Annotated in this window: 22 protein-coding genes; 15 read left to right on the forward strand and 7 right to left on the reverse strand. The window is 61.6% G+C overall.

Features of this window, described 5'->3' with window-relative positions:
- The first annotated feature begins 117 nt into the window (after nucleotides 1-117).
- The 4 genes from CRO75_RS19610 to CRO75_RS19625 all read left to right on the forward strand — a co-directional run bounded on the left by CRO75_RS19610 (nucleotide 118) and on the right by CRO75_RS19625 (nucleotide 4,891).
- Nucleotides 118-2,112: a nucleoside-diphosphate sugar epimerase/dehydratase gene (locus tag CRO75_RS19610; protein WP_009044988.1), complete on the forward strand. Its 1,995-nt coding sequence runs from the start codon at nucleotides 118-120 to the stop codon at nucleotides 2,110-2,112.
- A gap of 291 nt (nucleotides 2,113-2,403) precedes the next feature.
- The gene (locus tag CRO75_RS19615) at nucleotides 2,404-3,417 is read left to right on the forward strand and encodes a glycosyltransferase family 4 protein (protein WP_097137651.1); all 1,014 of its coding nucleotides are present in this window, start codon (nucleotides 2,404-2,406) and stop codon (nucleotides 3,415-3,417) included.
- A gap of 132 nt (nucleotides 3,418-3,549) precedes the next feature.
- Complete coding sequence (locus tag CRO75_RS19620; RefSeq protein ID WP_097137592.1) at nucleotides 3,550-3,885, forward strand: helix-hairpin-helix domain-containing protein; 336 nt, start codon at nucleotides 3,550-3,552, stop codon at nucleotides 3,883-3,885.
- Between the two features lie 211 nt (nucleotides 3,886-4,096).
- Entirely contained in the window at nucleotides 4,097-4,891 is a 795-nt protein-coding gene (locus tag CRO75_RS19625) for an SDR family oxidoreductase (protein WP_097137594.1), read from the forward strand.
- A gap of 28 nt (nucleotides 4,892-4,919) precedes the next feature.
- Here CRO75_RS19625 and CRO75_RS19630 read toward each other — a convergent pair whose 3' ends face one another.
- Nucleotides 4,920-5,486 (reverse strand): TetR/AcrR family transcriptional regulator, encoded by a 567-nt coding sequence (locus CRO75_RS19630; RefSeq protein WP_097137596.1) that lies wholly within the window; start codon nucleotides 5,484-5,486, stop codon nucleotides 4,920-4,922.
- Between the two features lie 196 nt (nucleotides 5,487-5,682).
- Here CRO75_RS19630 and CRO75_RS19635 point away from each other — a divergent pair, with 196 nt between their 5' ends.
- Together CRO75_RS19635 and CRO75_RS19640 are read left to right on the forward strand one after the other, a co-directional pair.
- A complete protein-coding gene (locus CRO75_RS19635) occupies nucleotides 5,683-6,336 on the forward strand; it encodes a GntR family transcriptional regulator (protein WP_097137653.1) in 654 nt (217 codons plus the stop codon).
- 15 nt (nucleotides 6,337-6,351) lie between these two features.
- Nucleotides 6,352-7,203: a DUF1989 domain-containing protein gene (locus tag CRO75_RS19640; RefSeq protein ID WP_009044982.1), complete on the forward strand. Its 852-nt coding sequence runs from the start codon at nucleotides 6,352-6,354 to the stop codon at nucleotides 7,201-7,203.
- Nucleotides 7,204-7,279: 76 nt separating this feature from the next.
- Here CRO75_RS19640 and CRO75_RS19645 read toward each other — a convergent pair whose 3' ends face one another.
- The gene (locus tag CRO75_RS19645; RefSeq protein ID WP_008006000.1) at nucleotides 7,280-7,447 is read right to left on the reverse strand and encodes a DUF2897 family protein; all 168 of its coding nucleotides are present in this window, start codon (nucleotides 7,445-7,447) and stop codon (nucleotides 7,280-7,282) included.
- A 178-nt stretch (nucleotides 7,448-7,625) separates the two neighbouring features.
- A complete protein-coding gene (eat, locus tag CRO75_RS19650) occupies nucleotides 7,626-8,990 on the reverse strand; it encodes an ethanolamine permease (RefSeq protein WP_097137598.1) in 1,365 nt (454 codons plus the stop codon).
- 413 nt (nucleotides 8,991-9,403) lie between these two features.
- Between eat and kdpF the strand changes: the two genes are divergently transcribed.
- The 6 genes from kdpF (at nucleotide 9,404) to CRO75_RS19680 (ending at nucleotide 17,516) form a co-directional block, all read left to right on the forward strand.
- Nucleotides 9,404-9,493 carry a K(+)-transporting ATPase subunit F gene (kdpF, locus tag CRO75_RS19655; protein ID WP_007899818.1) on the forward strand — a complete coding sequence of 30 codons (90 nt, stop codon included), beginning with the start codon at nucleotides 9,404-9,406 and terminating at the stop codon, nucleotides 9,491-9,493.
- Between the two features lie 8 nt (nucleotides 9,494-9,501).
- On the forward strand, nucleotides 9,502-11,211 hold the full coding sequence (gene kdpA, locus CRO75_RS19660; protein ID WP_097137600.1) for a potassium-transporting ATPase subunit KdpA: 1,710 nt from the start codon (nucleotides 9,502-9,504) through the stop codon (nucleotides 11,209-11,211).
- Between the two features lie 10 nt (nucleotides 11,212-11,221).
- Complete coding sequence (gene kdpB / locus CRO75_RS19665) at nucleotides 11,222-13,321, forward strand: potassium-transporting ATPase subunit KdpB (RefSeq protein ID WP_097137655.1); 2,100 nt, start codon at nucleotides 11,222-11,224, stop codon at nucleotides 13,319-13,321.
- A gap of 129 nt (nucleotides 13,322-13,450) precedes the next feature.
- Nucleotides 13,451-14,002 carry a potassium-transporting ATPase subunit KdpC gene (gene kdpC, locus CRO75_RS19670; protein ID WP_085532509.1) on the forward strand — a complete coding sequence of 184 codons (552 nt, stop codon included), beginning with the start codon at nucleotides 13,451-13,453 and terminating at the stop codon, nucleotides 14,000-14,002.
- A gap of 52 nt (nucleotides 14,003-14,054) precedes the next feature.
- Nucleotides 14,055-16,706: a sensor histidine kinase KdpD gene (locus CRO75_RS19675; RefSeq protein WP_097137602.1), complete on the forward strand. Its 2,652-nt coding sequence runs from the start codon at nucleotides 14,055-14,057 to the stop codon at nucleotides 16,704-16,706.
- A 114-nt stretch (nucleotides 16,707-16,820) separates the two neighbouring features.
- Nucleotides 16,821-17,516 carry a response regulator gene (locus tag CRO75_RS19680; RefSeq protein ID WP_009044976.1) on the forward strand — a complete coding sequence of 232 codons (696 nt, stop codon included), beginning with the start codon at nucleotides 16,821-16,823 and terminating at the stop codon, nucleotides 17,514-17,516.
- A gap of 19 nt (nucleotides 17,517-17,535) precedes the next feature.
- On the opposite strand, the gene CRO75_RS19685 is transcribed toward CRO75_RS19680, so the two are convergent.
- Complete coding sequence (locus tag CRO75_RS19685; RefSeq protein WP_007931359.1) at nucleotides 17,536-18,576, reverse strand: patatin-like phospholipase family protein; 1,041 nt, start codon at nucleotides 18,574-18,576, stop codon at nucleotides 17,536-17,538.
- A 263-nt stretch (nucleotides 18,577-18,839) separates the two neighbouring features.
- Here CRO75_RS19685 and CRO75_RS19690 point away from each other — a divergent pair, with 263 nt between their 5' ends.
- From CRO75_RS19690 to CRO75_RS19700, 3 genes are all read left to right on the forward strand, one after another.
- Complete coding sequence (locus tag CRO75_RS19690; RefSeq protein WP_007931360.1) at nucleotides 18,840-19,118, forward strand: hypothetical protein; 279 nt, start codon at nucleotides 18,840-18,842, stop codon at nucleotides 19,116-19,118.
- Nucleotides 19,119-19,262: 144 nt separating this feature from the next.
- Nucleotides 19,263-20,030: a CHAD domain-containing protein gene (locus tag CRO75_RS19695; protein WP_097137605.1), complete on the forward strand. Its 768-nt coding sequence runs from the start codon at nucleotides 19,263-19,265 to the stop codon at nucleotides 20,028-20,030.
- A gap of 107 nt (nucleotides 20,031-20,137) precedes the next feature.
- Nucleotides 20,138-20,935, forward strand: a complete 798-nt coding sequence (locus CRO75_RS19700) for a thioesterase family protein (protein WP_097137607.1) — start codon at nucleotides 20,138-20,140, stop codon at nucleotides 20,933-20,935.
- A 7-nt stretch (nucleotides 20,936-20,942) separates the two neighbouring features.
- On the opposite strand, the gene CRO75_RS19705 is transcribed toward CRO75_RS19700, so the two are convergent.
- The 3 genes from CRO75_RS19705 to CRO75_RS19715 form a co-directional block, all read right to left on the reverse strand.
- Complete coding sequence (locus tag CRO75_RS19705; RefSeq protein WP_097137609.1) at nucleotides 20,943-21,305, reverse strand: Mpo1-like protein; 363 nt, start codon at nucleotides 21,303-21,305, stop codon at nucleotides 20,943-20,945.
- Nucleotides 21,306-21,457: 152 nt separating this feature from the next.
- Nucleotides 21,458-22,939, reverse strand: a complete 1,482-nt coding sequence (locus tag CRO75_RS19710) for a methyl-accepting chemotaxis protein (protein ID WP_097137611.1) — start codon at nucleotides 22,937-22,939, stop codon at nucleotides 21,458-21,460.
- An 85-nt stretch (nucleotides 22,940-23,024) separates the two neighbouring features.
- Nucleotides 23,025-23,831 (reverse strand): TatD family hydrolase, encoded by an 807-nt coding sequence (locus CRO75_RS19715; protein WP_097137613.1) that lies wholly within the window; start codon nucleotides 23,829-23,831, stop codon nucleotides 23,025-23,027.
- Nucleotides 23,832-23,834: the final 3 nt, after the last annotated feature.

The raw sequence follows: 23,834 nt of genomic DNA on the forward strand, positions 1-23,834 counted from the left end.
GAATTCGGCTGCTGGGCTGTAAAGCGGGCTTGCCTGTTGTCATAAAATGGAACTTCTTGGGATCACCCAGTGTGGCACCAGATATATTTCAGGAGTAATAGAGGTGTTCAAGGTGTTATGGATAAGTTGAGAGCCTTTTTACTGGGATTAACGCGCCGGCAAAAGCGTGCCTTTCAGGTGGTGACTGACGTTGTCCTCGTCTGGTTTGCCCTCTGGATGGCCTTTGTCGTTCGTTTAGGCGTCGATGAGCTGGTCAATCCCTTTGCTGATTACCTCTGGTTATTTTTGAGTGCCACTGTTGTCGCCATCCCATTGTTCATACGCTTCGGCATGTACCGTGCCGTCATGCGTTATTTCGGTAACGATGCGCTGATCACCATTATCAAGGCTGTCAGCCTGTCGGCGCTGATTCTCGCCCTGATCGTGTATTGGAGCAGCAGCCGTCAACCGCTGGTACCCAGATCGATAATCTTCAACTATTGGTGGCTAAGCCTGGTGATGATCGGTGGGTTGCGTCTCGCGATGCGCCAGTACTTCCTGGGCGACTGGTTCACGGCCGCGCAGCATGTTCCCTTTACCAGCCGGGATGACGGTTTGCCGAAGGTGGCCATTTACGGCGCCGGTGCGGCGGGTAACCAGTTGGTCGCCGCGTTGCGGATGGGCCGCCTGATGCGTCCTGTGGCATTCATCGACGACGACAGCAATATTGCCGAGCGAGTGATTTCCGGGCTGCACGTCTATAAGCCCAAACATATTCAGCAAATGATCGATGTGACCGGTGCCCAGCAGATCCTGCTGGCGATCCCTTCTGCAAACCGTACGCGCCGCCGAGAGATCCTGAGCTTCCTCGAGGGGTTCGGCCTGCACGTGCAAAGTGTGCCGGGCTTTATGGATCTGGCGAGCGGACGGGTCAAGGTCGATGATATTCAGGAGGTCGATATTGCCGACCTGTTGGGACGTGACTCGGTCCCGCCTCAGGAGGAGTTGCTTGAGCATTGCATCAAGGAACAGTCGGTTCTGATCACGGGGGCCGGTGGTTCGATCGGTTCGGAACTGTGCCGTCAGATTCTTGCGTTGCGCCCGACCACGATGCTGCTCTACGAGCACAGTGAGTTCAATCTCTACAGCATCTTGCAGGAGCTCGAACAGCGTATCGTGCGCGAGTCGCTATCCGTGAAGTTGCTGCCGATTCTGGGGTCTGTGCGTAATCAGGAAAAACTGCTCGACATCATGCAAACCTGGCATGTGGATACGGTGTATCACGCCGCAGCCTACAAGCATGTTCCCATGGTCGAGCACAATATCGCCGAAGGCCTGTTGAATAATGTGATGGGCACACTGAGTACGGCGCAGGCCGCTCTTCGTGCGAATGTCGCGAACTTTGTGCTGATTTCAACAGATAAGGCGGTGCGCCCGACGAATGTCATGGGCAGTACCAAACGTCTGGCCGAAATGACGCTGCAGGCTCTGAGTCGTGAGGTGGCTCCGGTATTGTTCGGAGAACACGCCAATGTTTCCCGGGTGAATAAAACCCGCTTTACCATGGTGCGTTTTGGCAATGTGCTGGGTTCTTCCGGCTCGGTCATCCCGTTGTTTCACAAGCAGATCAAGTCCGGTGGGCCGTTGACGGTCACGCATCCTCGCATCACGCGTTATTTCATGACTATCCCGGAAGCTGCCCAGTTGGTGATCCAGGCGGGTTCCATGGGGCAGGGCGGTGATGTGTTTGTGTTGGATATGGGCGAGCCGGTCAGGATTGTCGAACTGGCCGAGAAGATGGTTCATCTGTCGGGGTTGAGCCTGCGTTCCGAAAAGAATCCCCACGGCGACATAGCCGTCGAGTTCACTGGACTGCGGCCGGGCGAAAAGCTCTACGAAGAACTGTTGATCGGCGACAACGTCGTGGCGACACAGCATCCAATGATCATGAGTGCCAACGAAGACTATCTGCCTTGGGATGTGTTGAAGGCCAGGCTGGGCGAGTTGCTGTTGGCGGTCGACCAGGATGATTACTCGAGAGTCCGGCAACTGTTGCGCGACACGGTCAGTGGCTACACTCCAGACAGCGAGATTGTCGACTGGATTTATCAGCAACGTCGTCTCGAGCCTTAGTTGCACCGATAAAACCCCTCGGCCGCCAGGAGCTTTCTGGCTGACGCTGAGGGGCAGTAACACCGACCAGGCTTACCCGTATCTGGTTGTACTGACACGGAGCGAGCGCCGCCGGGGCGGTCATCATCCTGACCCGTCTGAAAAAACGTTCTGCTCCGCAACTACAAAAATAAAAACATATTGAAGTGGTCAGCCGGGACCGCATGATGGTTCCAGACTTCACTGCCACGACATGCCGTTGGAGTCGACACCTTGAACTTTCAAGCATCGTCTGACCTATGGTTTCCCTGGATTGGACTCTTGTGGTCGCTACCGATCATGGCGATCCTCTCGCTGGCGGTGACCGGTGTTTTTCTTCGTTATGCGCTTACTCACAGGCTGATGGAGATTCCGAACGCACGCAGCTCCCATTCCATTCCTACACCGCGTAGTGGCGGAGTAGGCATCGTCCTGACCTTCCTTATTGCCTTGCCCTTGGCCGGAATGCTGGGCGCTATCGGCCAGAATCTGGTCTGGAGCCTGTCAGGCGCCGGTGCTGGCATTGCTTTGCTCGGGTTTATTGACGATCACCGGCCCATTGCCGCCCGCTGGCGTTTGCTCGGACATTTTGCGGGTAGTCTCTGGGCGTTGTTCTGGCTGGGAGGATTGCCGGCGCTAGAGGTGTTCGGCATGACGCTGGAGCTTGGCTGGATCGGGCATGGGTTGGCGGTGGTGTATCTGGTCTGGATGTTGAACCTCTACAACTTCATGGATGGCATCGATGGGATTGCCAGTGTCGAAGCGGTGACATCCTGCCTGAGCATTTGCCTGATCTATTGGCTGTCGGGATATGACGATCTGATCTGGCCGCCGTTGCTGCTTGCCACCTCCGCGCTGGGTTTCCTGTACTGGAATTTCCCACCGGCGAAAATCTTCATGGGTGATATCGGCAGCGGTTTCCTGGGTATTGTACTGGGTATCCTTTCGCTGCAGGCCGCTTGGCGGAACGCCGACTTCCTGTGGGTATGGTGCATTGTGCTCGGGGTATTCATCGTTGATGCGACCTTTACCTTGATTCGGCGTTTTTTACGTGGGGAGCGTGTCTATGAGGCTCATCGCAGCCATGGTTATCAGTTCGCTTCACGCCAACTGGGGAGCCATTTCCCGGTTACGCTGGGCGTCGCATTGATCAACCTTCTCTGGCTGTTACCCATCGGTCTGTGCGTCGCCATGCAGAAGCTTGACGGAGGACTGGGGGTAATCGTGGCCTATGTACCTTTGCTCATCCTGGCGATGAAGTATCGGGCCGGTGAGTCGGAACACTGAGCAGATGGCTGAAGCTCACTATTACATAAGCTGTAATTAATCCCTTTTTGACAGTGCATCACCATGACCTAAGTTTGAGGGGCAGCTTCGGAAAAGCTGTATCTCTATCAACGGTGTCATGGAGTGTCACTTATGCGTGCAAATTATTTCTATTCCTTGCTTTTTGCCCTGCTGACTAGCGCCTCTGTCAGTGTAATTGCTGCTCCCGCGTCGAAACAGGAGGCAGCAAGCACGGCGCCAGTCGTGACTGCGGCTGTCGCCCCACAAACTGCCACGGTCGATATCAACAAGGCTGATGCGGCTACGTTGCAGCGTGAGTTGTTGGGAGTCGGTGAGGTAAAAGCCAAGGCAATTGTTGCATATCGTGAAACTAATGGAGCTTTCTCGTCAGTGGACGAACTGCTCGAGGTCAAGGGAATCGGCAAGGCGATTCTGGAAAGCAACCGGGAAAAATTGAAGGTCAACTGACGCTTCAATTCATGCGCAAGGCCGATCACTGATCGGCTTTGCGTTTTTCGGGCCCACCATAAGCAAGGTTGTGCCATTCAATGTTGTCTATCGTATCGATAGAATTATGATCGTAATATTTTATTGAATTATGACTATAATCAAACCGCTTCCCAAGCAGAGCATCAATTCCTTGTCTTTCCCTTCTCAAGCACTTTTCTGGAGAGCCGTCATGAATTCGATTTCCCCCAAGGGGCTGGCACTTGTCACCGGTGCTTCATCTGGCATCGGTGCGGTTTATGCCGAGCGGCTGGCCGCTCGTGGTTACGATCTGTTGCTGGTTGCACGCGATGAGCAGCGCCTGCAAACCGCCGCGACCCGGTTACGGGCCGAGCACAAGGTGCAGGTTGAAGTGTTGAAGGCCGATCTGACGCTCCAGGTCGATGTGCTGAAGGTCGAGCAGCGCTTGCGTTCCGACTCGAGCATCAGTCTATTGCTGAACAATGCCGGTATCGCTGCTGACGGGAACCTGGCCGTTGCCGACACGGATCAGCTAGAGGCAATGATCCAGTTGAATGTGGTTGCGGTCACTCGTCTGGCTGCTGCGGCCGCCGCCAGCTTCTCGGCGGCGGGAAGAGGAGCGATCATCAATATAGCTTCGGTGGTGGCGCTGATTCCCGAGCGTTTTAATGCGACCTACAGCGCGACCAAGGCCTATGTCCTGAGCCTGACTCAGTCGCTTGCTGCGGAATTGGACGGTAAGGGTGTGCAGGTCCAGGCGGTATTGCCTGGGGTGACCCGTACTGAGATCTGGGAGCGTGCAGGCATCGACGCCCAAGGGATTCCAGCCGAGATGATCATGGAAGCCACCGAGATGGTGGATGCGGCTCTGGCCGGTTTTGATCAGGGTGAGTTGATCACCATCCCCTCGCTACCCGACTCGGCTGATTGGGACGCCTTCGTGGCTGCGCGTTTTGCCCTGGGGCCAAACCTGTCGAAAAGCAGTGCGGCTGCTCGCTACAAATAACGGTGTCGAGGCTGGAGGTTGATGGGGATCACTCCACCTGACCATCCTGTTTTTTCAGATGCTCGCGTGTTACCTCCAGTATCCGTTTGGCCAGGTCGGGGTTCTCGACACTGCGCGACAGCACCAGGGCCCCGACCAGGGTCGACATGATCACCAGGCTCTGGTCGGCGGCATTTTCTCCTTCGAGATTGGCCTCTACCTGCGCGAGTCGGGCATTGAGCACCGCATCAGTGGTGGGGCTGGCTTGCCCCCGCAGGCCCAGTTCCGATGACATGGTGGGCAACGGGCAGCCTTGACCGGGGGAGGTCTGGTGCCACTCGGACAGGTAGTTGTCGATAAAGGCCGGCAGGGGTTGTTCCTGGGCAAATAGCGTGGCGCAGTGCGCATCGAGTTCTTCCGCCGCGGCCTGCAGGGCTTTTTCGACCAGTTCGTCCTTGGATTTGAAATGCGAGTAAAAACCGCCATGGGTCAGGCCCAGGGCTTTCATCAGTGGTTGCAGGCCTGTCGCCCCGATACCGTCGCGCCGAAAGCGCTCGGCGGCCTCCTTGATGATGCGTTGATGAGTTTGGGCTTTATGGTCGTGCGAGTAACGCATCGGGGAACTCTCCACAGCTAGGGAGTCATCTTACCCAAGGTTGACGGAAGGGGGATTGCACTATTAACCCCGGAAACCTCATTTTTCTCCCTGAATAGCTAGAAAAGCATGATTCGTCAGTGAGCCAAGCATCGATTGGCATGAATGGTGACTATTGGATATTCATGGATTGTTCAACAATCTCAAGGCGATATTCATGAGCAACGTACTCTCCCTGGCCGATCAGATAACCCTCGAATTACGTGCCGATATCATCGGCGGTCGCTTGTTGCCGGGCATGGCCCTGGTGGAAAGCGATCTGGTGTCCGCCTACAACGCCTCGCGCAACACCATTCGCGAGGCCTTGCATCGCCTGGGACAGGAAGGCCTGACCCGCTATGTACGCAATAAAGGTGTCACGGTGCGCAGGCTGGGCATCGATGAAGTGCGTGATCTGTTCCAGGTGCGCCGTACCCTGGAGTTGCAGGCCATTGCCTCCAGCAAACCGCTGCGCGACTACCAGTCCGACCGGATGCTCGAGGCTATCGAGGCCAGCGAACTCGCCCGCGAGCGCGAGGACTGGCGCTCGGTGGGCACCCACAGCCTGGCCTTTCATCAACACATCGTCGGACTGATGCGCAGCCCCTTGTTCGATGAGTTCTTCACCAACCTCGTGGCGCAGATGCGCCTGGTGTTTTGTGCCGCCCCTGACGAGCAGCATTTTCAATCGCCCTGGCTGGCCCGGGACCGGCAGATCCATGACTTGCTCGCCGCTGGCGACAAGCAGGCCGCCAGCGAAACCCTGGCGGTTTACCTGGACGATTCCGAACGGCTGCTGCTCGACATTCTCAGCCACTCTTCCCGCCACTGATCGAGGGTTTCAACCATGTACAAAGACTATCCCGCGGCTTATCAGGTCAGCAAAGGCTCGGCCCTGCAGGTGGACACGGCCTTTTATGAGCGGGTCCGCGACAGCAAGGACCAGCGCACCTTGATCGAGCAATTCGAGGTGCCGATCCGCACCGGGCGTGCCTGGCATGTGCCGGCCGGGCATGTGTTCCGGGTGACCACGCCGGCCGGCCCGCAGGTCGGAGACTTCAACGTCTGGAATGCCAGCGATCCGCGGGAGCGTCTGTGGGCGGCGCGTACCCGGCAACTGCAGGGCGCGCATGTCAGTACCCATGACCGGTTGTGGTCGAACCTGCCGTTTTTGCGGCCATTGGTGACCATCACCGATGACAGTCTCGCCGGTTACGGGATCGACGAACATGGCGGGCGCTTGCACGACCTGCTCGGCACGCGCTGCGATCCTTACGTGAACCGCATGCTCACCGGGGAGGACTTCCATCACCATTGCCATTCCAACCTGACGCGCGCGGTCCTTCCCCACGGCCTGACCGAGTTCGATGTGCATGACGTGCTGAACATCTTCCAGTGCACCGGGCTCAATCATGACGACATGTATTTCATGAAGGCCTGCCCCGCGCAGAAGGGCGATTACCTGGAGTTCTTTGCCGAAATCGATCTGTTGTGTGCGCTGTCGACCTGCCCGGGCGGCGATCTGTCGCTGCCCATGTGGGGGCCGGAGGCTCAGGACCCGCTCAGTGTCTGTCGGCCGTTGGGCGTGGAGATCTATCGGCTCGACGAGGCATTGCTCGAAGGTTGGAGCCAGCCTGAGCGGGCGGCCTACAAAGGTTTGCATGGCCTGCACATCGCCAAGGCTGCTTGGGAGAAATAGCGCTGCCGGCCGCAGGGGCGGATAAAAAAGCCCCGCCATTTCGAGAAGGGCGGGGCTGTTCGATCGGGTTATCCAGTCAGCGGTCCTGCGCGTCCTTGGCGTCCGCTTCCGCGTTGCGTTCAGCAACGCGCTTGCGTTGCTCTTCGGTCAGTTCCACCTTGTTGGCGGTGTCGCGCAACATCATCAGACCACCAACGATCGAGCCGATTGCAACGATCAGAATCAACCAGGCATACCAGGGCATAGGGCTCTCCTTGAGGGCATACCGGCGGACGAGGAGTTTCGCCCGTCAAGCTGCCATACCACTTCGAGTTACAGCGTTTCGCAGTGGTTCCATTGTAGGCCTGATCTGCCCCGGTAACCTCTCTTGCATCAATCCTCCGTGTGGCTACGCAAGCCAACGACAGAGGCATGCCATCCGCTCAGAGCCCGGTCAGCATCGCATCCGCCGGCGCATTGGCACGCAGTTGCGCGGTCAGTAGGAAGTAGATGAAACCGGCCACCATGAAACCGAGGAAGATCAGGCCGATCAGGCTGTTGAACCAGGCCATCGCCACCAGGCAGACCACGGCCAGTGCCAGGGCAATGGCCGGGACCAGCGGGTAGCCCGGTGCGCGGAAGGTGCGTTCCAGGTGCGGCTCGGCCTTACGCAACTTGAACAGGCTGAGCATGCTCATGATGTACATCACGATGGCGCCGAATACGGCCATGGTGATCATCGCCGCGGTCAGGGTCATGCCGCCCAGGTTGATCAGGCCATCGCTGTAGATGGCGGCGATGCCGATCAGGCCGCCGGCGATGATGGCGCGGTGCGGCGTCTGGAAACGGGACAGCTTGGCCAGTGACGCCGGCAGATAGCCGGCGCGGGCGAGGGCGAAGAACTGCCGCGAGTAGCCGAGAATGATGCCGTGGAAGCTCGCCACCAGGCCGAACAGGCCGATCCACACCAGCATGTGCAGCCAGCCGGAGTTGTCCCCGACCACGGCTTTCATGGCCTGGGGCAGCGGGTCGTTGATGTTCGACAGGGTGCGCCAGTCGCCCACGCCGCCGGCGAAGAACATCACGCCCATGGCCAGCAGCACCAGGGTCAGAATGCCGCTGATGTAGGCCTTGGGGATGGTGCGTTTCGGGTCCTTGGCTTCTTCGGCGGCCATGGCCGCGCCTTCGATGGCGAGGAAGAACCAGATGGCGAACGGAATCGCCGCGAACATCCCGGCAATCGCCGGCGCGCCGAAGGTGTCCGAGCCCGCCCAGCCGTTGAGGGCGAAGTTGCTGAAGCTGAAGGCCGGTGCGACCACGCCCATGAACACCAGCAGTTCCGCCACCGCCAGTACGCAGACCACCAGCTCGAAGGTGGCGGCGAGTTTGACCCCGAGAATATTCAGCCCCATGAACACGATATAGGCGCCGACCGCCGCATGCTTCGGGTCCAGGGCCGGGAACTGCACATTCAGGTAGGCACCGATCGCCAGGGCGATGGCCGGTGGCGCGAAGACGAATTCGATCAGGGTCGCCAGCCCGGCGATCAGCCCGCCTTTTTCACCGAAGGCCCGGCGGCTGTAGGCAAAAGGCCCGCCGGCATGGGGAATGGCAGTGGTCAGTTCGGTGAAGCTGAAGATGAAACAGGTGTACATGGCCGCGACCATCAGCGAGGTCAGCAGAAAGCCCAGGGTGCCGGCGACGCCCCAGCCATAACTCCAGCCGAAGTATTCCCCGGAGATCACCAGCCCGACCGCGATCCCCCATAAATGCAGCGTGCCCAGCGTTGGTTTGAGTTGTGTGTTCATGCGTGGCTCCCGGAACGGAAAGAAGTGCTCGGGCTGCTCACTGCACCGCTCATGCCAGAGCGAAAACGGCCGTCGTAAAGCGCAAAAAGCTGTCGTAGCGAGGATGTTTCCAGTTGTTTCGAGGCCGAAGGCGCCTGGGTTGGTGCACAGCCGTGCAACAGAGGAGGGCGGTGGAGCCTGGAGGCGCGCGATCGCGAGCAGGCTCGTTTCTACGTGCATCGGGCTTTTCCGGTACAGCAGCAAACCAGCTGACGATCCCTCCCCTGGCCACGCCGATGGCCGGTGTAAATCCCGCGTAAAGCCTTTCTTTACGCTTTCTTTATGCGCCGCCCGCGCCCTCGATCTCGTTCCTTTACAGCCTCCCTGCGGACAATGCCCCACACGCGGCGATTGCCGTACGACGGAGAGATTCCATGAGCGTTCTGGACGGGGTGTCCCTGCTGCTGGCAGTGGGGCTGTTCATCTATCTACTGGTTGCGCTGTTGCGCGCGGATCGGAACTAGGAGCGGCTATGCACAGTTATGACTATTGGCTGATCCTCGGCTTCTTTGCCTTGGTGCTGCTGCCCGCGCCTTTCCTGGGGCGGTTCTACTACAAGGTAATGGAGGGCCAGCGCACCTGGCTGACGCCGCTGTTGGGGCCGGTCGAACGCGCTTGTTACCGGCTTTCGGGTGTCGATGCGCAAAGCGAACAGAGCTGGCAGAAATACACCCTGGCCCTGCTTGCGTTCAACCTGGCCGGCTTCCTGTTGCTGTTCACGATTCTGTTGTTCCAGGACCATCTGCCGCTCAACCCGCAGAACCTGCCGGGGCAGGAGTGGACGCTGGCGTTCAATACCGCGGTCAGCTTCATGACCAACACCAACTGGCAGTCCTACAGCGGTGAAGCCTCCCTGAGCTACCTGAGCCAGATGATCGGCCTGACCGTGCAGAACTTCGTCAGCGCCGCCACCGGTTTGGCGGTGCTGGTTGCACTGTGTCGTGGCATCGGCCGCAAGTCGACCAAGACCCTGGGCAACTTCTGGGTCGACATGACCCGTGCCACCCTCTACGGCCTGCTGCCGCTGTGTCTGCTGCTGGCATTGTTCCTGGTGTGGCAGGGCGTCCCGCAAACCTTCGCCCAGTATGTCCACGCCGTGACCCTGCAAGGCGTCGATCAGGTGATTCCATTGGGCCCGGCCGCCAGCCAGATCGCCATCAAGCAACTGGGCACCAACGGCGGGGGCTTCTTTGGCGTCAACTCGGCGCATCCGTTCGAGAACCCGACGGCCTGGAGCAACCTGTTCGAGGTGGCCTCGATCATCCTGATCCCGGTGGCCCTGGTGTTCACTTTCGGCCACTACGTCAAGGATCTGCGCCAGAGCCGGGCGATCATCGCCTGCATGCTGGCGCTGTTCCTGATCGGTGGCGCGACCTCGCTGTGGGCCGAGTACCAGCCCAACCCGGCCCTGAACAACGTCGCGGTCGAACAGACTGCACCGCTCGAGGGCAAGGAAGCGCGCTTCGGGACCACCGCCACCGTGCTCTGGTCGGTGACCACCACCGCGGCCTCCAACGGTTCGGTCAACGGCATGCATGACAGCCTCAGCCCGCTGAGCGGCATGGTCGCGCTGATCAACATGATGGTCGGCGAGGTGATCTTCGGCGGCGTCGGCGCGGGCCTCTACGGCATGCTGCTGAACGTGCTGATCGCGGTCTTCCTCGCCGGCCTGATGATCGGGCGCACCCCGGAATACCTGGGCAAGAAGCTGCAGGCCAGGGAAGTGCAGTTGCTGGTGGTGACACTGATGGTGATGCCGGTCGGCGTGCTGGTACTGAGCGCCATCGCCGCGAGCCTGCCGGGGCCGGTGGCGGCGGTGAGCAACCCGGGCGCCCACGGTTTCAGCCAATTGCTGTACGCCTACACCTCGGCCAGCGCCAACAACGGCTCGGCCTTCGCCGGCCTGGGCGCCAACACCCCGTTCCACAACCTGATGCTGGGCCTGGGCATGTTGATCGGCCGCTTCGGCTACATCCTGCCGGTGCTGGCCCTGGCCGGCAGCCTGGCACTGAAAAAGACCGCACCGGTCGGCCAGAACAGCTTTCCGACTCATGGTCCGCTGTTCGTCACGCTGCTGACCATGACCATTTTGCTGGTGGGCGGGCTGACCTTTTTGCCGACCTTGGCGCTGGGCCCGATTGCCGACCACTTGAGCTTGGCTGCCTTTGGAATGAAGGGCTGAGGACTTAATGATGAATATGCATGTTCCTGCTTCCAAGAAGGCTGTAACCGAAATGTCCGGTGCCAAAACCGCGGCCTCGAAACACACTGTTGCCGAACAACAGAAAACCTCGATCGCAGCCCTGTGGCGTCCGGCGCTGGTACAGGCCTTCGTCAAGCTCGACCCACGCCAGTTGCAACGTTCGCCGGTGATGCTGGTGGTCGAACTGACCGCGATCCTGACCACGGTACTGTGCCTTGTGCCGGATACCGCGGTACCGACCTTCGTCGCCGCGCAGATCGCCCTCTGGCTGTGGTTCACCGTGCTGTTCGCCAACTTCGCCGAGGCCCTGGCCGAAGGGCGTGGCAAGGCCCGCGCCGACAGTCTCAAGGCCGGCAGCGAAGGCCTGAGTGCACGCCTGAAAAAGGCCAATGGCAGCTTCCAGGTGATACCTGCCGCCAATTTGCGCAAAGGCGACGTGGTGCGGGTCGAGGTCGGGGAGATGATCCCCGGTGACGGTGAGGTCATCGAAGGTATTGCCGCGGTCAACGAAGCGGCGATCACTGGCGAGTCGGCACCGGTCATCCGCGAATCCGGCGGCGATCGCTCGGCTGTGACCGGCAATACCCGGCTGGTGTCCGACTGGTTGCTGGTGCGTATTACCAGCAATCCGGGCGAGTCGACCCTTGATCGCATGATTGCCCTGGTGGAAGGCGCCAAGCGCCAGAAGACCCCCAACGAAGTGGCCCTGGACATCCTGCTGATCGGCCTGACCCTGATCTTCCTGATCGTGGTCGTGACCCTGCAGCCGTTCGCCCACTTTGCCAATGGCAGCCTGCCGCTGGTGTTCCTGGTGGCATTGCTGGTGACCCTGATTCCGACCACCATCGGTGGCTTGCTGTCGGCCATCGGGATCGCCGGGATGGACCGCCTGGTGCGGCTGAACGTGATCGCCAAATCCGGTCGCGCCGTGGAAGCGGCGGGTGACGTGCATGTCCTGCTGCTGGACAAGACCAGTACCATCACTTTCGGTAACCGTCGTTGCGCGGCCATCCACGCGGCGCCTGGGGTCAACCACCAGGAAATGGCCGAGGCCACCTTGCTGGCCTCGCTGGCGGACGACACGGCGGAAGGCAAATCCATTGTCGAATACCTGCGCGGGCTTTATCCACAGCCCGAGCCGGGCGCTGAAATGCTGACCGCCGTGCCGTTCAGTGCCGAGACCCGGCTGTCCGGTGTCGACTATCAGGGGCGGGTCTATCGCAAGGGCGCGGTGGATTCGGTGCTGGCCTTCGTTGGTCTGCAACGTGGCGAGCTGGCCCCGGCGCTGTCCCGGGAAATCGACAAGATTGCCCAGAGTGGCGGCACGCCGCTGCTGGTGTGCGCCGAGGGCAAGCTGCTCGGCGCCATTCACCTCAAGGACGTGGTCAAGCCCGGTATCCGCGAGCGTTTCGCCGAGTTGCGCAAGCTGGGGATCCGCACCGTGATGGTGACCGGCGACAACCCGCTGACCGCCGCCGCCATTGCCGCGGAGGCCGGGGTGGATGACGTGCTGGCCGAAGCCACGCCGGAGAAAAAGCTGGCGCGCATTCGCCACGAACAGAACGACGGTCGTCTGGTCGCCATGTGTGGCGACGGCGCCAACGACGCTCCGGCGCTGGCCCAGGCCGACGTCGGCATGGCGATGAACGATGGTACCCAGGCGGCGCGCGAAGCGGCGAACATGGTCGACCTCGACAGCGATCCGACCAAGCTGCTGGACGTGGTGCAGATCGGCAAGGAACTGCTGGTGACCCGCGGCGCCCTGACCACCTTTTCCATTGCCAACGACATCGCCAAGTACTTCGCGATCCTGCCGGCGCTGTTCGCGGCGATTTATCCACAGCTCGGCGTGCTCAACGTCATGCAACTGAGCAGCCCGCAGAGCGCGATCCTCTCGGCGATCGTGTTCAACGCCCTGATCATCGTCGTGCTGATTCCGCTGGCCCTGCGCGGGGTGCGGGTGCAGGCGGCCAGCGCGGCCCATCTGCTGCGCCGCAACCTGCTGATCTATGGCCTGGGCGGGATCCTGGTGCCGTTCCTGGGCATCAAGCTGATCGACATGCTGCTGACGGCTTTGCACCTGGTGTAACCCCGCGACCCTGTAGGAGCCAGCTTGCTGGCGATGGCGTCAACCCAGTGCGCCAGACGCACCGCATCGCTAGCAAGCGGGTTCCTACGGAGTCCGGGTAAACCCGTTAACCGAATCGAGGATTTGATGATGTCCACTGTATTGCGTCCGGCCTTGAGCCTGATTGTGTTGATGACCCTGATCACTGGTGTGGCCTATCCGCTGGTGGTCACCGGCGTGGCCCAGGTGGCGTTCCCGAAACAGGCCAATGGCAGCCTGGTGCTCGATGGCGTGGGCCAGGTCCGTGGTTCGGCCCTGATCGCCCAGGATTTCAGCGGCGACAGCTGGTTCCACCCGCGTCCATCGGCCGGAGCCTTTGCCACGGTGTCCAGCAGTGCGAGCAACCTGGCGCCGAGCAACCCGGCGCTGGCCAGCCGTGTGATCGACGACGCCAACAAGCTGGCAGTGCCAGGGCAGGGGCCGGTACCGCTGGCGTTGCTGACGACTTCGGGCAGCGGCCTGGATCCGCACTTGCCACCGGCGGCGATTAACTATCAACTGGCGCGGGTCGCGGCGGCGCGCAACCTGCCGGTCGCCACGCTGCAGCAGTTGGTGGATGCTCATGTCGAGCAGCCTCTGGTCGGCCCGCCGGTGGTGAATGTGCTGGCCTTGAACAGGGCGTTGGAAAAGCTCGCCCTGTAGCCAGCTGCTACAAGTCTGTATGTCGATGATTTGAGTCCAGAGAGAACAATGCATGAGTGATTCCGGCCGCGCCGACGCCCTGTTAGCCGATCTGTCCCATGACGGCCGCGGCCGGCTCAAGGTCTTCCTTGGCGCCGCCCCGGGCGTCGGCAAGACCTACGCCATGTTGCAGGCGGCGCACACGCAATTGCGCCAGGGGGTGAAGGTCCTGGCCGGGGTGGTGGAAACCCATGGCCGGGCGGAAACCGAAGCCTTGCTCGGTGGCTTGCCGCAACAGCCGCTGGTGCGTTCCGAATACCGCGGGGTCATGCTCGAAGAGATGGACCTCGACGGCCTGCTCAAGGCCAAGCCCAAGCTGGTATTGGTGGATGAACTGGCCCATACCAACGCCCCCGGCAGCCGGCACGCCAAACGCTGGCAAGATGTTCAGGAACTGCTGGCGGCCGGTATTGACGTCTTCACGACGGTCAACGTGCAGCATCTGGAAAGCCTCAACGATCAGGTCCGCGGCATTACCGGGGTGCAGGTCCGCGAGACCCTGCCCGACTGGGTGCTGCAGGAAGCCTACGAGTTGCTGCTGGTGGACCTGCCGCCGCGAGAACTGCTGGAGCGCCTGCGCGAAGGCAAGGTGTATGTGCCGGAGCAGGCCAGGGCGGCGATCGATGCGTTCTTCACCCAGACCAACCTCACCGCGCTGCGTGAGCTGGCGATGCAGGCCGCGGCGGCGCAGGTCGACGACGATCTGGCCCAGGGGTATCGCAAGCTCGGGCAGGCCGCGCCGGCGGTGCGCGGACGCTTGCTGGTAGGGGTCGATGGCGACGCCCAGGCCGAGCGCCTGGTGCGTCATGCCAGCCATGTCGCCCGGCGGCGGCATCTGCCCTGGAGCCTGGTGCATGTGGATGACGGCCGGGTGCCTGACGAGCAAGCTCGCCAGCGCCTGCAAAGTGCCCAGCAACTGGCCGAGCGCCTGGGCGGCGAGGTGGTCCTGCTGCGGGCCGGCGAAGTGGCCAAGACCCTGATCCAGCATGCCGCGGAGCGGCGCGCCAGCCTGGTGCTGGTGGGGCAGTCACGCAAACGCCTGCGCCGCCGTTTGTTTGGCGGCGGCCTGGCGGCGCGCCTGCTGCGCAACGCCCAGGGCCTGGAAATCAACGTGCTCGACAGCGAGGACGAACCCGGCCAGCCGCGCCTGCGGGTGGAGCGTTCGCTGGTCTGGTTCGACTACGCCCTGGCGGTCCTGGCGACGGTCCTGGCTTCGGGGCTGTCGTGGGCGGTGGCGAGCGTGCTGGCGTTGCCGAACATCTCCCTGGTGTTCCTTGCCGCGGTGCTGCTGGTAGCGGTGCGCAGCAGTCTCGGGCCGGCGCTGGTGTGCGCGGCGTTGTCGTTCCTGACCTACGATCTCCTGTTCATTCCACCGACGTTCTCCTTCGCCATCCAGCGCGAGGAGGACGTGCTGACGCTGCTGTTCTTCCTGTTGATGGCGGCCCTGACCGGCAACCTGGCGGCGCGCCAGCGTCGGCAGTTGCAGGCATTGCGCGACACCCAGGAAGAAACCAGCGAGCTGCTGGACCTGTCGCGCAAACTCACCGCCGCCACCGATCGGCAGGCGGTGGTCAGCGCCGCGGCGCAGCACCTCAATGGCTGGAAGGAGTTGCAGCTGTGCCTGCTCAATCGCGACGGGCAGGGTGGCTGGAAGGTCGAGACGGGTGGGCCCTTGCAGTTTTCCGAGTCTGAGCGGGCCGCCGCCGACTGGGCCTGGCAACACGATCAACCGGCCGGGATGGGCACCGGAACCCTGCCTTTCGGGCGCTGGTGGTGGTGGCCGTTATCCGTTGACGAGGGCCCGCTGGGCTTGCTTGGAGTCTGTCCGAAAGAAGGCGAGGAGCTCAACGCTCAGCGTCGTCGTCTGTTGAGTGCCTTGAGCCAGCCCCTGGCCCAGGCCTTGGCCCGGGCACAGTTGGCCGAGGATCTGGAAGCGGCGCGCCTGCACGGCGAAACCGAACAATTGCGCAGTGCGCTGCTGGCCTCGGTGTCCCATGACCTGCGTACCCCCTTGACCTCGATGCGCGGCAGCATCGACAGCCTGCTGGCGCTGGGGGAGGCGATCCCCCTGGAAGACCGTCGCGAACTGCTCGAAGGCACGCGGGATGAGGCCGAACGCCTGGATCGCTACATTCAGAATCTGCTGGACATGACCCGTCTCGGCCATGGCTCGTTGAAGCTGGCGCGAGACTGGGTGGCGCCGGCCGATATCGTTGGCAGCGCGCTGAATCGCCTGCGAGTGGTGCTGGCGCCGCTGCGGGTCAGCACCGAATTGCCGGCCGAACTGCCGTTGCTGTTCGTGCATGCGGCGTTGATCGAACAGGCGCTGATCAATGTCCTGGAAAACGCCGCGCGCTTTTCACCGGCCAACGGCCGTTTGCAACTGAGTGTCGGGACCCGCGACACCGAGTTGCTGTTTGCCGTGAGCGACGAAGGGCCGGGTATTCCGGTGGAGGATCGTCCACGGATTTTCGACATGTTCTACACCGCGGCACGGGGCGATCGAGGCGGGCAGGGCACCGGCCTGGGGCTGGCGATCTGTCAGGGCATGGTCGGTGCCCATGGCGGGCGCATCACGGTGGGCGAAGGGATCGACGGGCATGGTACCTGCATCACCTTGTGCCTGCCGCTGCAGGCGCAACCCGAGCTTGAAGGAGAGGCCTGAGTGCCGGTAAAAAAGCGTCAATCCAACGAGGCCAGGAGGGCCGCACATGTTCTTTACGATCCAGAGCCATGCCTGCGCTACTCTTGCGCCACTTATTTGTCTTGAAGCGAAACCATGAGCCAGACCGCGACCATCCTGGTCATCGATGACGAGCCGCAGATTCGTAAATTCCTGCGCATCAGCCTGGTGTCCCAGGGCTACAAAGTGCTTGAAGCCGGCACCGGCAACGAAGGCCTGGCCCAGGCGGCGCTGAACAAGCCAGACTTGCTGGTGCTCGACCTCGGCCTGCCGGATATGGACGGCCAGCAGGTGCTGCGTGAGTTTCGCGAGTGGTCGGGCGTACCGGTGCTGGTGTTGTCGGTGCGGGCCAGCGAAGGGCAGAAGGTCGAAGCGCTGGACGGTGGCGCCAACGACTACGTGACCAAGCCCTTTGGCATCCAGGAGTTCCTGGCGCGTATTCGTGCGCTGTTGCGCCAGGCACCCGTCGGCGAGGCGCAGGAAGCAGCCCTGGATTTCGGCCCGCTGACCGTGGACCTGGCCTATCGCCGGGTGCTGCTCGACGGTGCCGAAGTGGCATTGACGCGCAAGGAATACGCCGTGCTGGCGCAACTGGCGCGGCACCCGGGGCGGGTGATCACCCAGCAGCAACTGCTCAAGGATATCTGGGGGCCGACGCACACCGAGGACAGTCACTACCTGCGTATCGTGGTCGGGCATCTGCGGCAGAAGCTGGCGGACGATCCGACCCGGCCACGCTTTATAGTGACCGAGGCCGGGGTGGGATACCGCTTGCTGGGGGCGCAGGAGTGAGCGGGCTCGCGGCCCTCTTTCAGTTCAGTTCGTTCTCGTAGCGGTCCAGGGTGTCGCTGGCAATTTCCCGCCCCAGTGCGATCAGCTCCGGAGCCTTGTAGAACTCGAAGAAACGGCACACCCGCTTGGGCACGTTGATCAGGATGTCCGGCGGGTAGCCGGCGATCTTGTACTGGGCCAGCGAGGTCTGCATGACCTCGAAGCTCTGGTTGATCAGGTCCAGCAGGGAAGCGGGGCCGACGTTATCGATAATGAACGAGCCGGTGGCCGATTTCGGGGCGCCATCGGTTTCCGGAGCCGCGGCCGGTTGCTGGGCCTCGGGCTCGGCGGATTCGATCCAGGGGTTGCCGATGTCGGCTGCCTCGCTGCGCAGCGCTTCCTGTTCGAGCAGCAGCAGTTGTTCGGCTTGCTTGCGGCGAAAGGGCAGGTGCGAGCCCAGGGAGTTGATCAGGCTGTCGAAGCGGCTCTTGAAGGCGGCGGGGCGCTGGATCACCGGCAACTGGTAACGACGCTGGTTGGTCGAGTTGAGGTTGACGGCGATGATCAGGTCGCAGTGGCTGGAGACCACCGGCACGATGGGCAGCGGGTTGAGCAAGCCGCCGTCCACCAGCATGCGATTGCCTTGCATGACCGGGGTGAAGAGGCTGGGGATCGCCGCCGAAGCCCGCATGGCCTGGTGCAGACAGCCTTCCTGGAACCAGATTTCCTGCTGGTTGGTCAGGTCGGTGGCCACGGCGGTGTAAGGGATGCGCAGGTCTTCGATGTTGATTTCGCCGACGATCTTGCGGATCTGGCCGAATACTTTCTCCCCGCGTATCGCCCCCAGGCGAAAGCTGACATCCACCAGCCGCAGCACATCCAGATAATCCAGGCTTTCGATCCAGCTGCGGTAGTCGTCCAGTTTGCCGGCGGCGTAGATACCACCGACTACTGCGCCCATGGAGCAGCCCGCGACACAGGCGATGTCGTAACCACGTCTTTCGATTTCCTCAATCACCCCGATGTGGGCGTAACCTCGGGCACCACCAGAGCCCAGGACCAGTGCGACACGCTTTTTCATGACTCGATCCTTCGCCAGACAGGTTTCCACAATGCACCCATCGAGGGTGTCGGTTCAATCACTGACTGCCTCTGCGGGCCTTGGGCAAAGGGATTTTTTCCAGTGTTTTGCCGCATGGGGTTATGCTCGCGCGACTATATTTTCCCTGACGAGCCAAGGCACTTTTAGTGGCGGCGATCGTCTTACGTTCATGACTGTTTTTATTGTTTGCAATTGCTTCTTATCGTTCACGACTGTTTCCCCCCTACTTTGAGGTGTCATTGATGAAAGCCTGGATCTGTCTACCGTTGATTGCATTGGTACTCGGTGGTTGTGCTGGCAAGACCGCCTATCGCGACAGCTGCGGTACGCAACTGGATGCGGCCTGGCATGAACTGGACCTGGCCAAGGCCGAAGGTTTCGCTGGCACAGTCAGCTATTCCAAGGCCCTGTCGCTACTGACCGGGGCCAAGACCCAGCAGCAATTCGAAGCCTTCGAGGGCTGTACCAAAAAAGCCGAAAAGGCCCGTTTCTATATTCGTGAGTCGCGCGCCGGCCGCTGATCGCAAGGCTGCCGTTTGCCGCTAGACTGAAGAGCGCTCTTCAGTTTCCGTCTCGCAGGCGTCGTGAGCGCGCCTGCCAGTCATGCCTAGGCCCGGCCGCAGTCTTTGTGCTGCGAGCCGGGTCATTCGTTTCGGGAGTCAATGATGTCTGCCTTGGTTGATCGGTTGGTGGCACAGGTGTTGGGGCTGGAGGTGCGCTTGCTGGCGTGCCAGGCGCGTTTGCAGGCGGTGACCGACCCCGAGGCGCTGCACGATCTGCGTACCACGGTGCGCCGCTTGCGCAGCCTGTTGCGAGCGCTGCGCGGTTTGCCTGGTGTCGAGCAACTGGAAGCGGCCGCTTCGGCAGTCGGGCAACTGACGACGCCGTTACGCGACCGTGAGGTTCTGGCTGCGTACCTGCATCAGCATGACTACCATCAGGCCGCGGAACGCCGTACCGCGGGGCTGGCGGATGAATACCGGACCGTGGCGACGGGCTCCGAACTCCAGCAACTGCTGCTGGTGCTGGATGCCTTCCCGCGTTTCCTGCGGGCGGCGCAACGGCAGGAACTGTTGCGCGGCTTGCGCAAGCGCATCGAAAAGCGCTTGGCCAAGCAATGGAAGGCACTAGACGAGGCCCTGCACGATCCGGCTCATGATCGGCACCGTTTGCGCCTGCTGATCAAGCGTGTGCGCTACGCCGCCGAGGCGTATCCCGAACTTGCCGAACTGTCGCCCAAGGCCGTCTCTCGCTTGAAGGCCGCTCAGGGCGCGCTGGGCGACTGGCATGATTGCTGGCAATGGCTGGCCCAGGCCGAACGGCAGGCGGACCTGTTGCCTTGTGTTCCGGTCTGGCACGCCACCATGCACAAGGCCGAGGGGCGTGCCGATCGGGTGCTCGACAAGCTGAGCGCTGCCTGTTTCCGTAGCTGACTCCCGGCTGGCGGCTTATCTGTCAGTCTTTTTGGCGGGAACAAGTGCTTTACGCGTGTGCGCTGCTGGTTAAGATCCTCGAACCCGTTTCTTGATCAGAGGTGCTCATGCGCTTTTGCGATTTGCTCGATGCCGTCCGCCACCATCCGTTGGAGCTGTCGATTCCAACCGAGTGGGCGCAGGGGCGGGCCAGTTTCGGCGGATTGGTGGCGGCTTTGCAGTATGAAGCCATGCGCGCAACAGTCCCCGCCGAACGTCCGGTGCGTTCACTGGCGATCACCTTTGTCGGCCCGGTCATCCCCAATGTGCCGGTCAGCTTTGAAGTCGAGGTGCTGCGTGAGGGCAAGGCCGTCAGCCAGGTGCTGGGGCGTGCAGTGCAGAACGGTCAGGTAGTGACCCTGGTACAGGGCAGTTTTGGTGCCTCTCGGCCGTCCGAGGTGACGGTTGTCGCCGAGGAAGCACCCACCATGAAACATTGGGACGAGTGCCCGGAACTGCCTTATGTCAAGGGCGTGACGCCGGAGTTCATGCGCCATCTGGCAATGCGCTGGAGCATCGGTGGCATGCCGTTCACCGGCAACAAGTCGCGGGACATGGGCGGTTGGGTGCGCCTGCGGGGCGACGTCAAGGAAGAGCCCATGACCGAGGCGCATATCCTCGCACTGGTGGACGCCTGGCCGCCGGCCTTGTTACCACACCTGACCAGCCCGGCCCCTGGCAGTACCCTGACCTGGACCATTGAATTCGTGCAGCCGCTGCTGGCGTTGAGCACCCTGGACTGGTGCAAGTACCGGGTGAATATCGAACATGCCCGTGACGGTTACGGGCATGCGGCCGCGGCACTCTGGAGTGCCGAAGGCCGGTTGATCGCGCTCAGCCGGCAGACGGTCACCATCTTCGGTTGAAACCCTCTCAATGCCGGTGGCGCTTGCGCCATGCACGCCACCAGGCGCCGCTGAGGACGAAGCGTGGAAAGGTCACGAATTGTTCTACCAGCAGGCGCTGGACCGCATCTTTACGGTCACTGAACGGCTCGGCGGCTTGGACCTCCAGGCTATGGCCGTGACGCTGCAGGCCCAAAGCGGCGATCAGGCCGACCACGCCGATGGCGACGTTGGTGAAGCTCAAGCCGAATACTCCTGAAACCAGCAACAGAAAGCCGACGATGAACAGCGGCACTGCAATCAGGTGCAACACCAGATTGGTCGGGTTGCGGTGGTTATGCGGGTAGGAGCGCCATTGCCAGGCGGGGAGGTTGGGGTGACGTTTACCCATGACAGTGATCCTTGATTCGTAGAAGCCTATGTATCAAAGGATAGGCCTCACGCGAGGGGGCGGCGAATCAAGGCTGACTATGGGGGCGATAGGCTGGCAAAGGTTTCGCTCCGACAGGCTTGCCGATTCCTCCAGGAGCGAAAAGTCGCGGTTTACAGCTTCAATTGACCGATGGCCTTGCTCAGTTCCCCAGCCAGGGTCGCCAGTTCGTTGCTGGTGGTCGCCGAGTCGACGGTCTGTTGCACGGTGTTTTCGGTGACGTCGCGAATACTCACCACGGCGCGATTCATTTCTTCCGCCACTTGGCTTTGCTGCTCGGCAGCCACCGCAATCTGGGTATTGCTTTCACGCATCTGCGCCACGGCCGCGGTGATTTCCGCCAGCGCTGCGCCGGCTTCCTGGGCCTGCTGTACGCAATCGTCCGCCTTGAACGAGCTTTCCTGCATGAAGTCCACTGCGTCGCGGGTACCGGCCTGCAGGTCGGAGACCATCCGGGTGATTTCGTCGGTGGAGGTCTGCACCCGCTTGGCGAGGTTGCGTACTTCATCGGCGACCACCGCGAACCCCCGGCCCATTTCACCGGCGCGCGCCGCTTCGATCGCGGCATTGAGCGCCAGCAGGTTGGTTTGCTCGGCAATGCTGTGGATCACGTTGACCACGCCATTGATCTTCTGACTGTCCTCGGCCAGGCGCTGGATCATTTCGGCGGTCTGTTGCACGCCGCTGGAGAGCCCGGAAATGGACTTCTGCACACGGCTGACCACTTCCTGGCCGCTGCCGGCGAGGACATCGGCGGCCTGGGAGCGATCCCGGGTGGCGCCGGCGTGCTGGGCGATGTGATAGACGGTGGCGGACATTTCGTTGATCGCTGTCGCGGCCTGATCGGTTTCGCTTTGCTGGCCCAGCATGCCGTGACGCACGTCGTTCATGCTCGATGCCAGGCGCGCGGCGCCGATATCCAGTTGCCGGGCGGTGTTGGCGACGGTGTTGACCACCCGCTGGTAACCCGCCTGCATCGCATTGAAGGCGCTGGCCATCTGGCCGACCTCGTCGGTGCACGACAGGGGCACGCGGGCTGACAGGTCGCCGGTTTTCTCCACATGCAGCATCACATCCTTGAGGGTGTTCAGTTGGCTGAGCAGGAAACGGATCAACAGTTGCGAAGCTCCGAGCATCGCCAGCATCAGAATGAACACGGCCACCGCGTACTGGCTGAAGCGTTCGCTGAACACCTGATGCAGGCTTGGCCCATGGGCAAGCACTGCAACCCGTTGGCCATCGGTCCGGGGCAGCACCAGCGCGCCGATCAGAGGGTTTTCACCGAACAGCGGCATTTCGTCGAAGGCCACCCATCCATTGGCGTTGCTCAGTTCCGGCAGGGGGCGTTGGTCGAGGCTGGGGATCTGGCCGGCCGCGAAGCTCAGCAGATTCTCGGCATTGGGCAGCGCTTGCCCGGAGGGCCATGCGCCGAGCAGGCTCGCCTGGGCCCTGGCGTTGTGTTGTGAGGCCTGGCTACGCGCTTGCTGCTCCAGCTGGACGGCGTACAGGACCAGTAGCAGGGTGGTCACGAAGGCGACCGCATTGACCGCCCAGAACTTGTATTTCAATGAGATATTGCTGAGCCAGGCACCCATGGAAGGTCTTCTCTGATTAAGCGGAACAGTATTGGCAAGGTGCCATTATTGTGCCGCTATGCAGAGAGTCGAATCTTGATATGCGTCAAGCAATCTCGGGCAAGGTGAAGAAGGCACGGGCGCTGGCGGTACTGTGGGCCGCCAGCTCTTCCTGGCTCTCGCCGCGGTGCAGGGCCACCTCGCGCAACACTTCGGTCAGGTAGGCCGGTTCGTTGCGACCGTTCTTCGGCTTGGGGCGCAGGCTGCGTGGCAACAGATAGGGGGCGTCGCTTTCGAGCATCAGGCGACCGCGGGGAATCTCTCCTACCAGCGGGTGCAAGTGAGTGCCACGGCGCTCGTCGCAGATCCACCCGGTGATGCCAATGTGCAGGTCAAGGTCCAGATAGTTGAACAGCGCGCGCTGTTCGCCGGTGAAGCAATGCACCACCGCGGCCGGCAAGCGGTCACGAAAGTTGCGGACTATTTCCAGCAGGCGCTGGCTGGCATCGCGTTCGTGGAGGAAGACCGGCAGTTGCAGTTCAACGGCCAGGGCCAGGTGTTCCTCCAGCACTTTTTCCTGTTGCCCTCGGGGGGAGAAGTCCCGATTGAAGTCCAGGCCGCATTCGCCCACGGCCTTGACGCTGCTTTCCTTGAGCAGGCTGCGCAAGCGCTGTGCGCTGTCGGCATTCCAGTCGCTGGCGCAATGCGGATGAATCCCGGCGGTAGAGAACAGTTGGCGGCCACTTTCATCCAGTTGCCGCGACAGCTCGAGCGCCTGTTCGCTGCCCTCGACACTGGTGCCAGTGAGCACCAATTGGCAGACGCCGGCGGCATAGGCACGGTCCAGTACGGCGCGATGTTTTTCGGCGAAACTCGGATTGGTCAGGTTGACGCCGATATCGATGAGTTGCATGGT

It is taken from the genome of Pseudomonas sp. LAMO17WK12:I10, assembly GCF_900215185.1.
Taxonomy (GTDB): domain Bacteria; phylum Pseudomonadota; class Gammaproteobacteria; order Pseudomonadales; family Pseudomonadaceae; genus Aquipseudomonas; species Aquipseudomonas chlororaphis.

What these genes read in the sequence shown, in the direction of transcription:
- CRO75_RS19610 (WP_009044988.1), top strand. Translation starts at nt 118, where the DNA reads ATGGATAAGTTGAGAGCCTTTTTACTGGGATTAACGCGCCGGCAAAAG.
- CRO75_RS19620 (WP_097137592.1), top strand. Translation starts at nt 3,550, where the DNA reads ATGCGTGCAAATTATTTCTATTCCTTGCTTTTTGCCCTGCTGACTAGC.
- CRO75_RS19625 (WP_097137594.1), top strand. Translation starts at nt 4,097, where the DNA reads ATGAATTCGATTTCCCCCAAGGGGCTGGCACTTGTCACCGGTGCTTCA.
- CRO75_RS19630 (WP_097137596.1), bottom strand. Translation starts at nt 5,486, where the DNA reads ATGCGTTACTCGCACGACCATAAAGCCCAAACTCATCAACGCATCATC.
- CRO75_RS19635 (WP_097137653.1), top strand. Translation starts at nt 5,683, where the DNA reads ATGAGCAACGTACTCTCCCTGGCCGATCAGATAACCCTCGAATTACGT.
- CRO75_RS19640 (WP_009044982.1), top strand. Translation starts at nt 6,352, where the DNA reads ATGTACAAAGACTATCCCGCGGCTTATCAGGTCAGCAAAGGCTCGGCC.
- CRO75_RS19645 (WP_008006000.1), bottom strand. Translation starts at nt 7,447, where the DNA reads ATGCCCTGGTATGCCTGGTTGATTCTGATCGTTGCAATCGGCTCGATC.
- eat (WP_097137598.1), bottom strand. Translation starts at nt 8,990, where the DNA reads ATGAACACACAACTCAAACCAACGCTGGGCACGCTGCATTTATGGGGG.
- kdpF (WP_007899818.1), top strand. Translation starts at nt 9,404, where the DNA reads ATGAGCGTTCTGGACGGGGTGTCCCTGCTGCTGGCAGTGGGGCTGTTC.
- kdpA (WP_097137600.1), top strand. Translation starts at nt 9,502, where the DNA reads ATGCACAGTTATGACTATTGGCTGATCCTCGGCTTCTTTGCCTTGGTG.
- kdpB (WP_097137655.1), top strand. Translation starts at nt 11,222, where the DNA reads ATGAATATGCATGTTCCTGCTTCCAAGAAGGCTGTAACCGAAATGTCC.
- kdpC (WP_085532509.1), top strand. Translation starts at nt 13,451, where the DNA reads ATGTCCACTGTATTGCGTCCGGCCTTGAGCCTGATTGTGTTGATGACC.
- CRO75_RS19675 (WP_097137602.1), top strand. Translation starts at nt 14,055, where the DNA reads ATGAGTGATTCCGGCCGCGCCGACGCCCTGTTAGCCGATCTGTCCCAT.
- CRO75_RS19680 (WP_009044976.1), top strand. Translation starts at nt 16,821, where the DNA reads ATGAGCCAGACCGCGACCATCCTGGTCATCGATGACGAGCCGCAGATT.
- CRO75_RS19685 (WP_007931359.1), bottom strand. Translation starts at nt 18,576, where the DNA reads ATGAAAAAGCGTGTCGCACTGGTCCTGGGCTCTGGTGGTGCCCGAGGT.
- CRO75_RS19690 (WP_007931360.1), top strand. Translation starts at nt 18,840, where the DNA reads ATGAAAGCCTGGATCTGTCTACCGTTGATTGCATTGGTACTCGGTGGT.
- CRO75_RS19695 (WP_097137605.1), top strand. Translation starts at nt 19,263, where the DNA reads ATGTCTGCCTTGGTTGATCGGTTGGTGGCACAGGTGTTGGGGCTGGAG.
- CRO75_RS19700 (WP_097137607.1), top strand. Translation starts at nt 20,138, where the DNA reads ATGCGCTTTTGCGATTTGCTCGATGCCGTCCGCCACCATCCGTTGGAG.
- CRO75_RS19705 (WP_097137609.1), bottom strand. Translation starts at nt 21,305, where the DNA reads ATGGGTAAACGTCACCCCAACCTCCCCGCCTGGCAATGGCGCTCCTAC.
- CRO75_RS19710 (WP_097137611.1), bottom strand. Translation starts at nt 22,939, where the DNA reads ATGGGTGCCTGGCTCAGCAATATCTCATTGAAATACAAGTTCTGGGCG.
- CRO75_RS19715 (WP_097137613.1), bottom strand. Translation starts at nt 23,831, where the DNA reads ATGCAACTCATCGATATCGGCGTCAACCTGACCAATCCGAGTTTCGCC.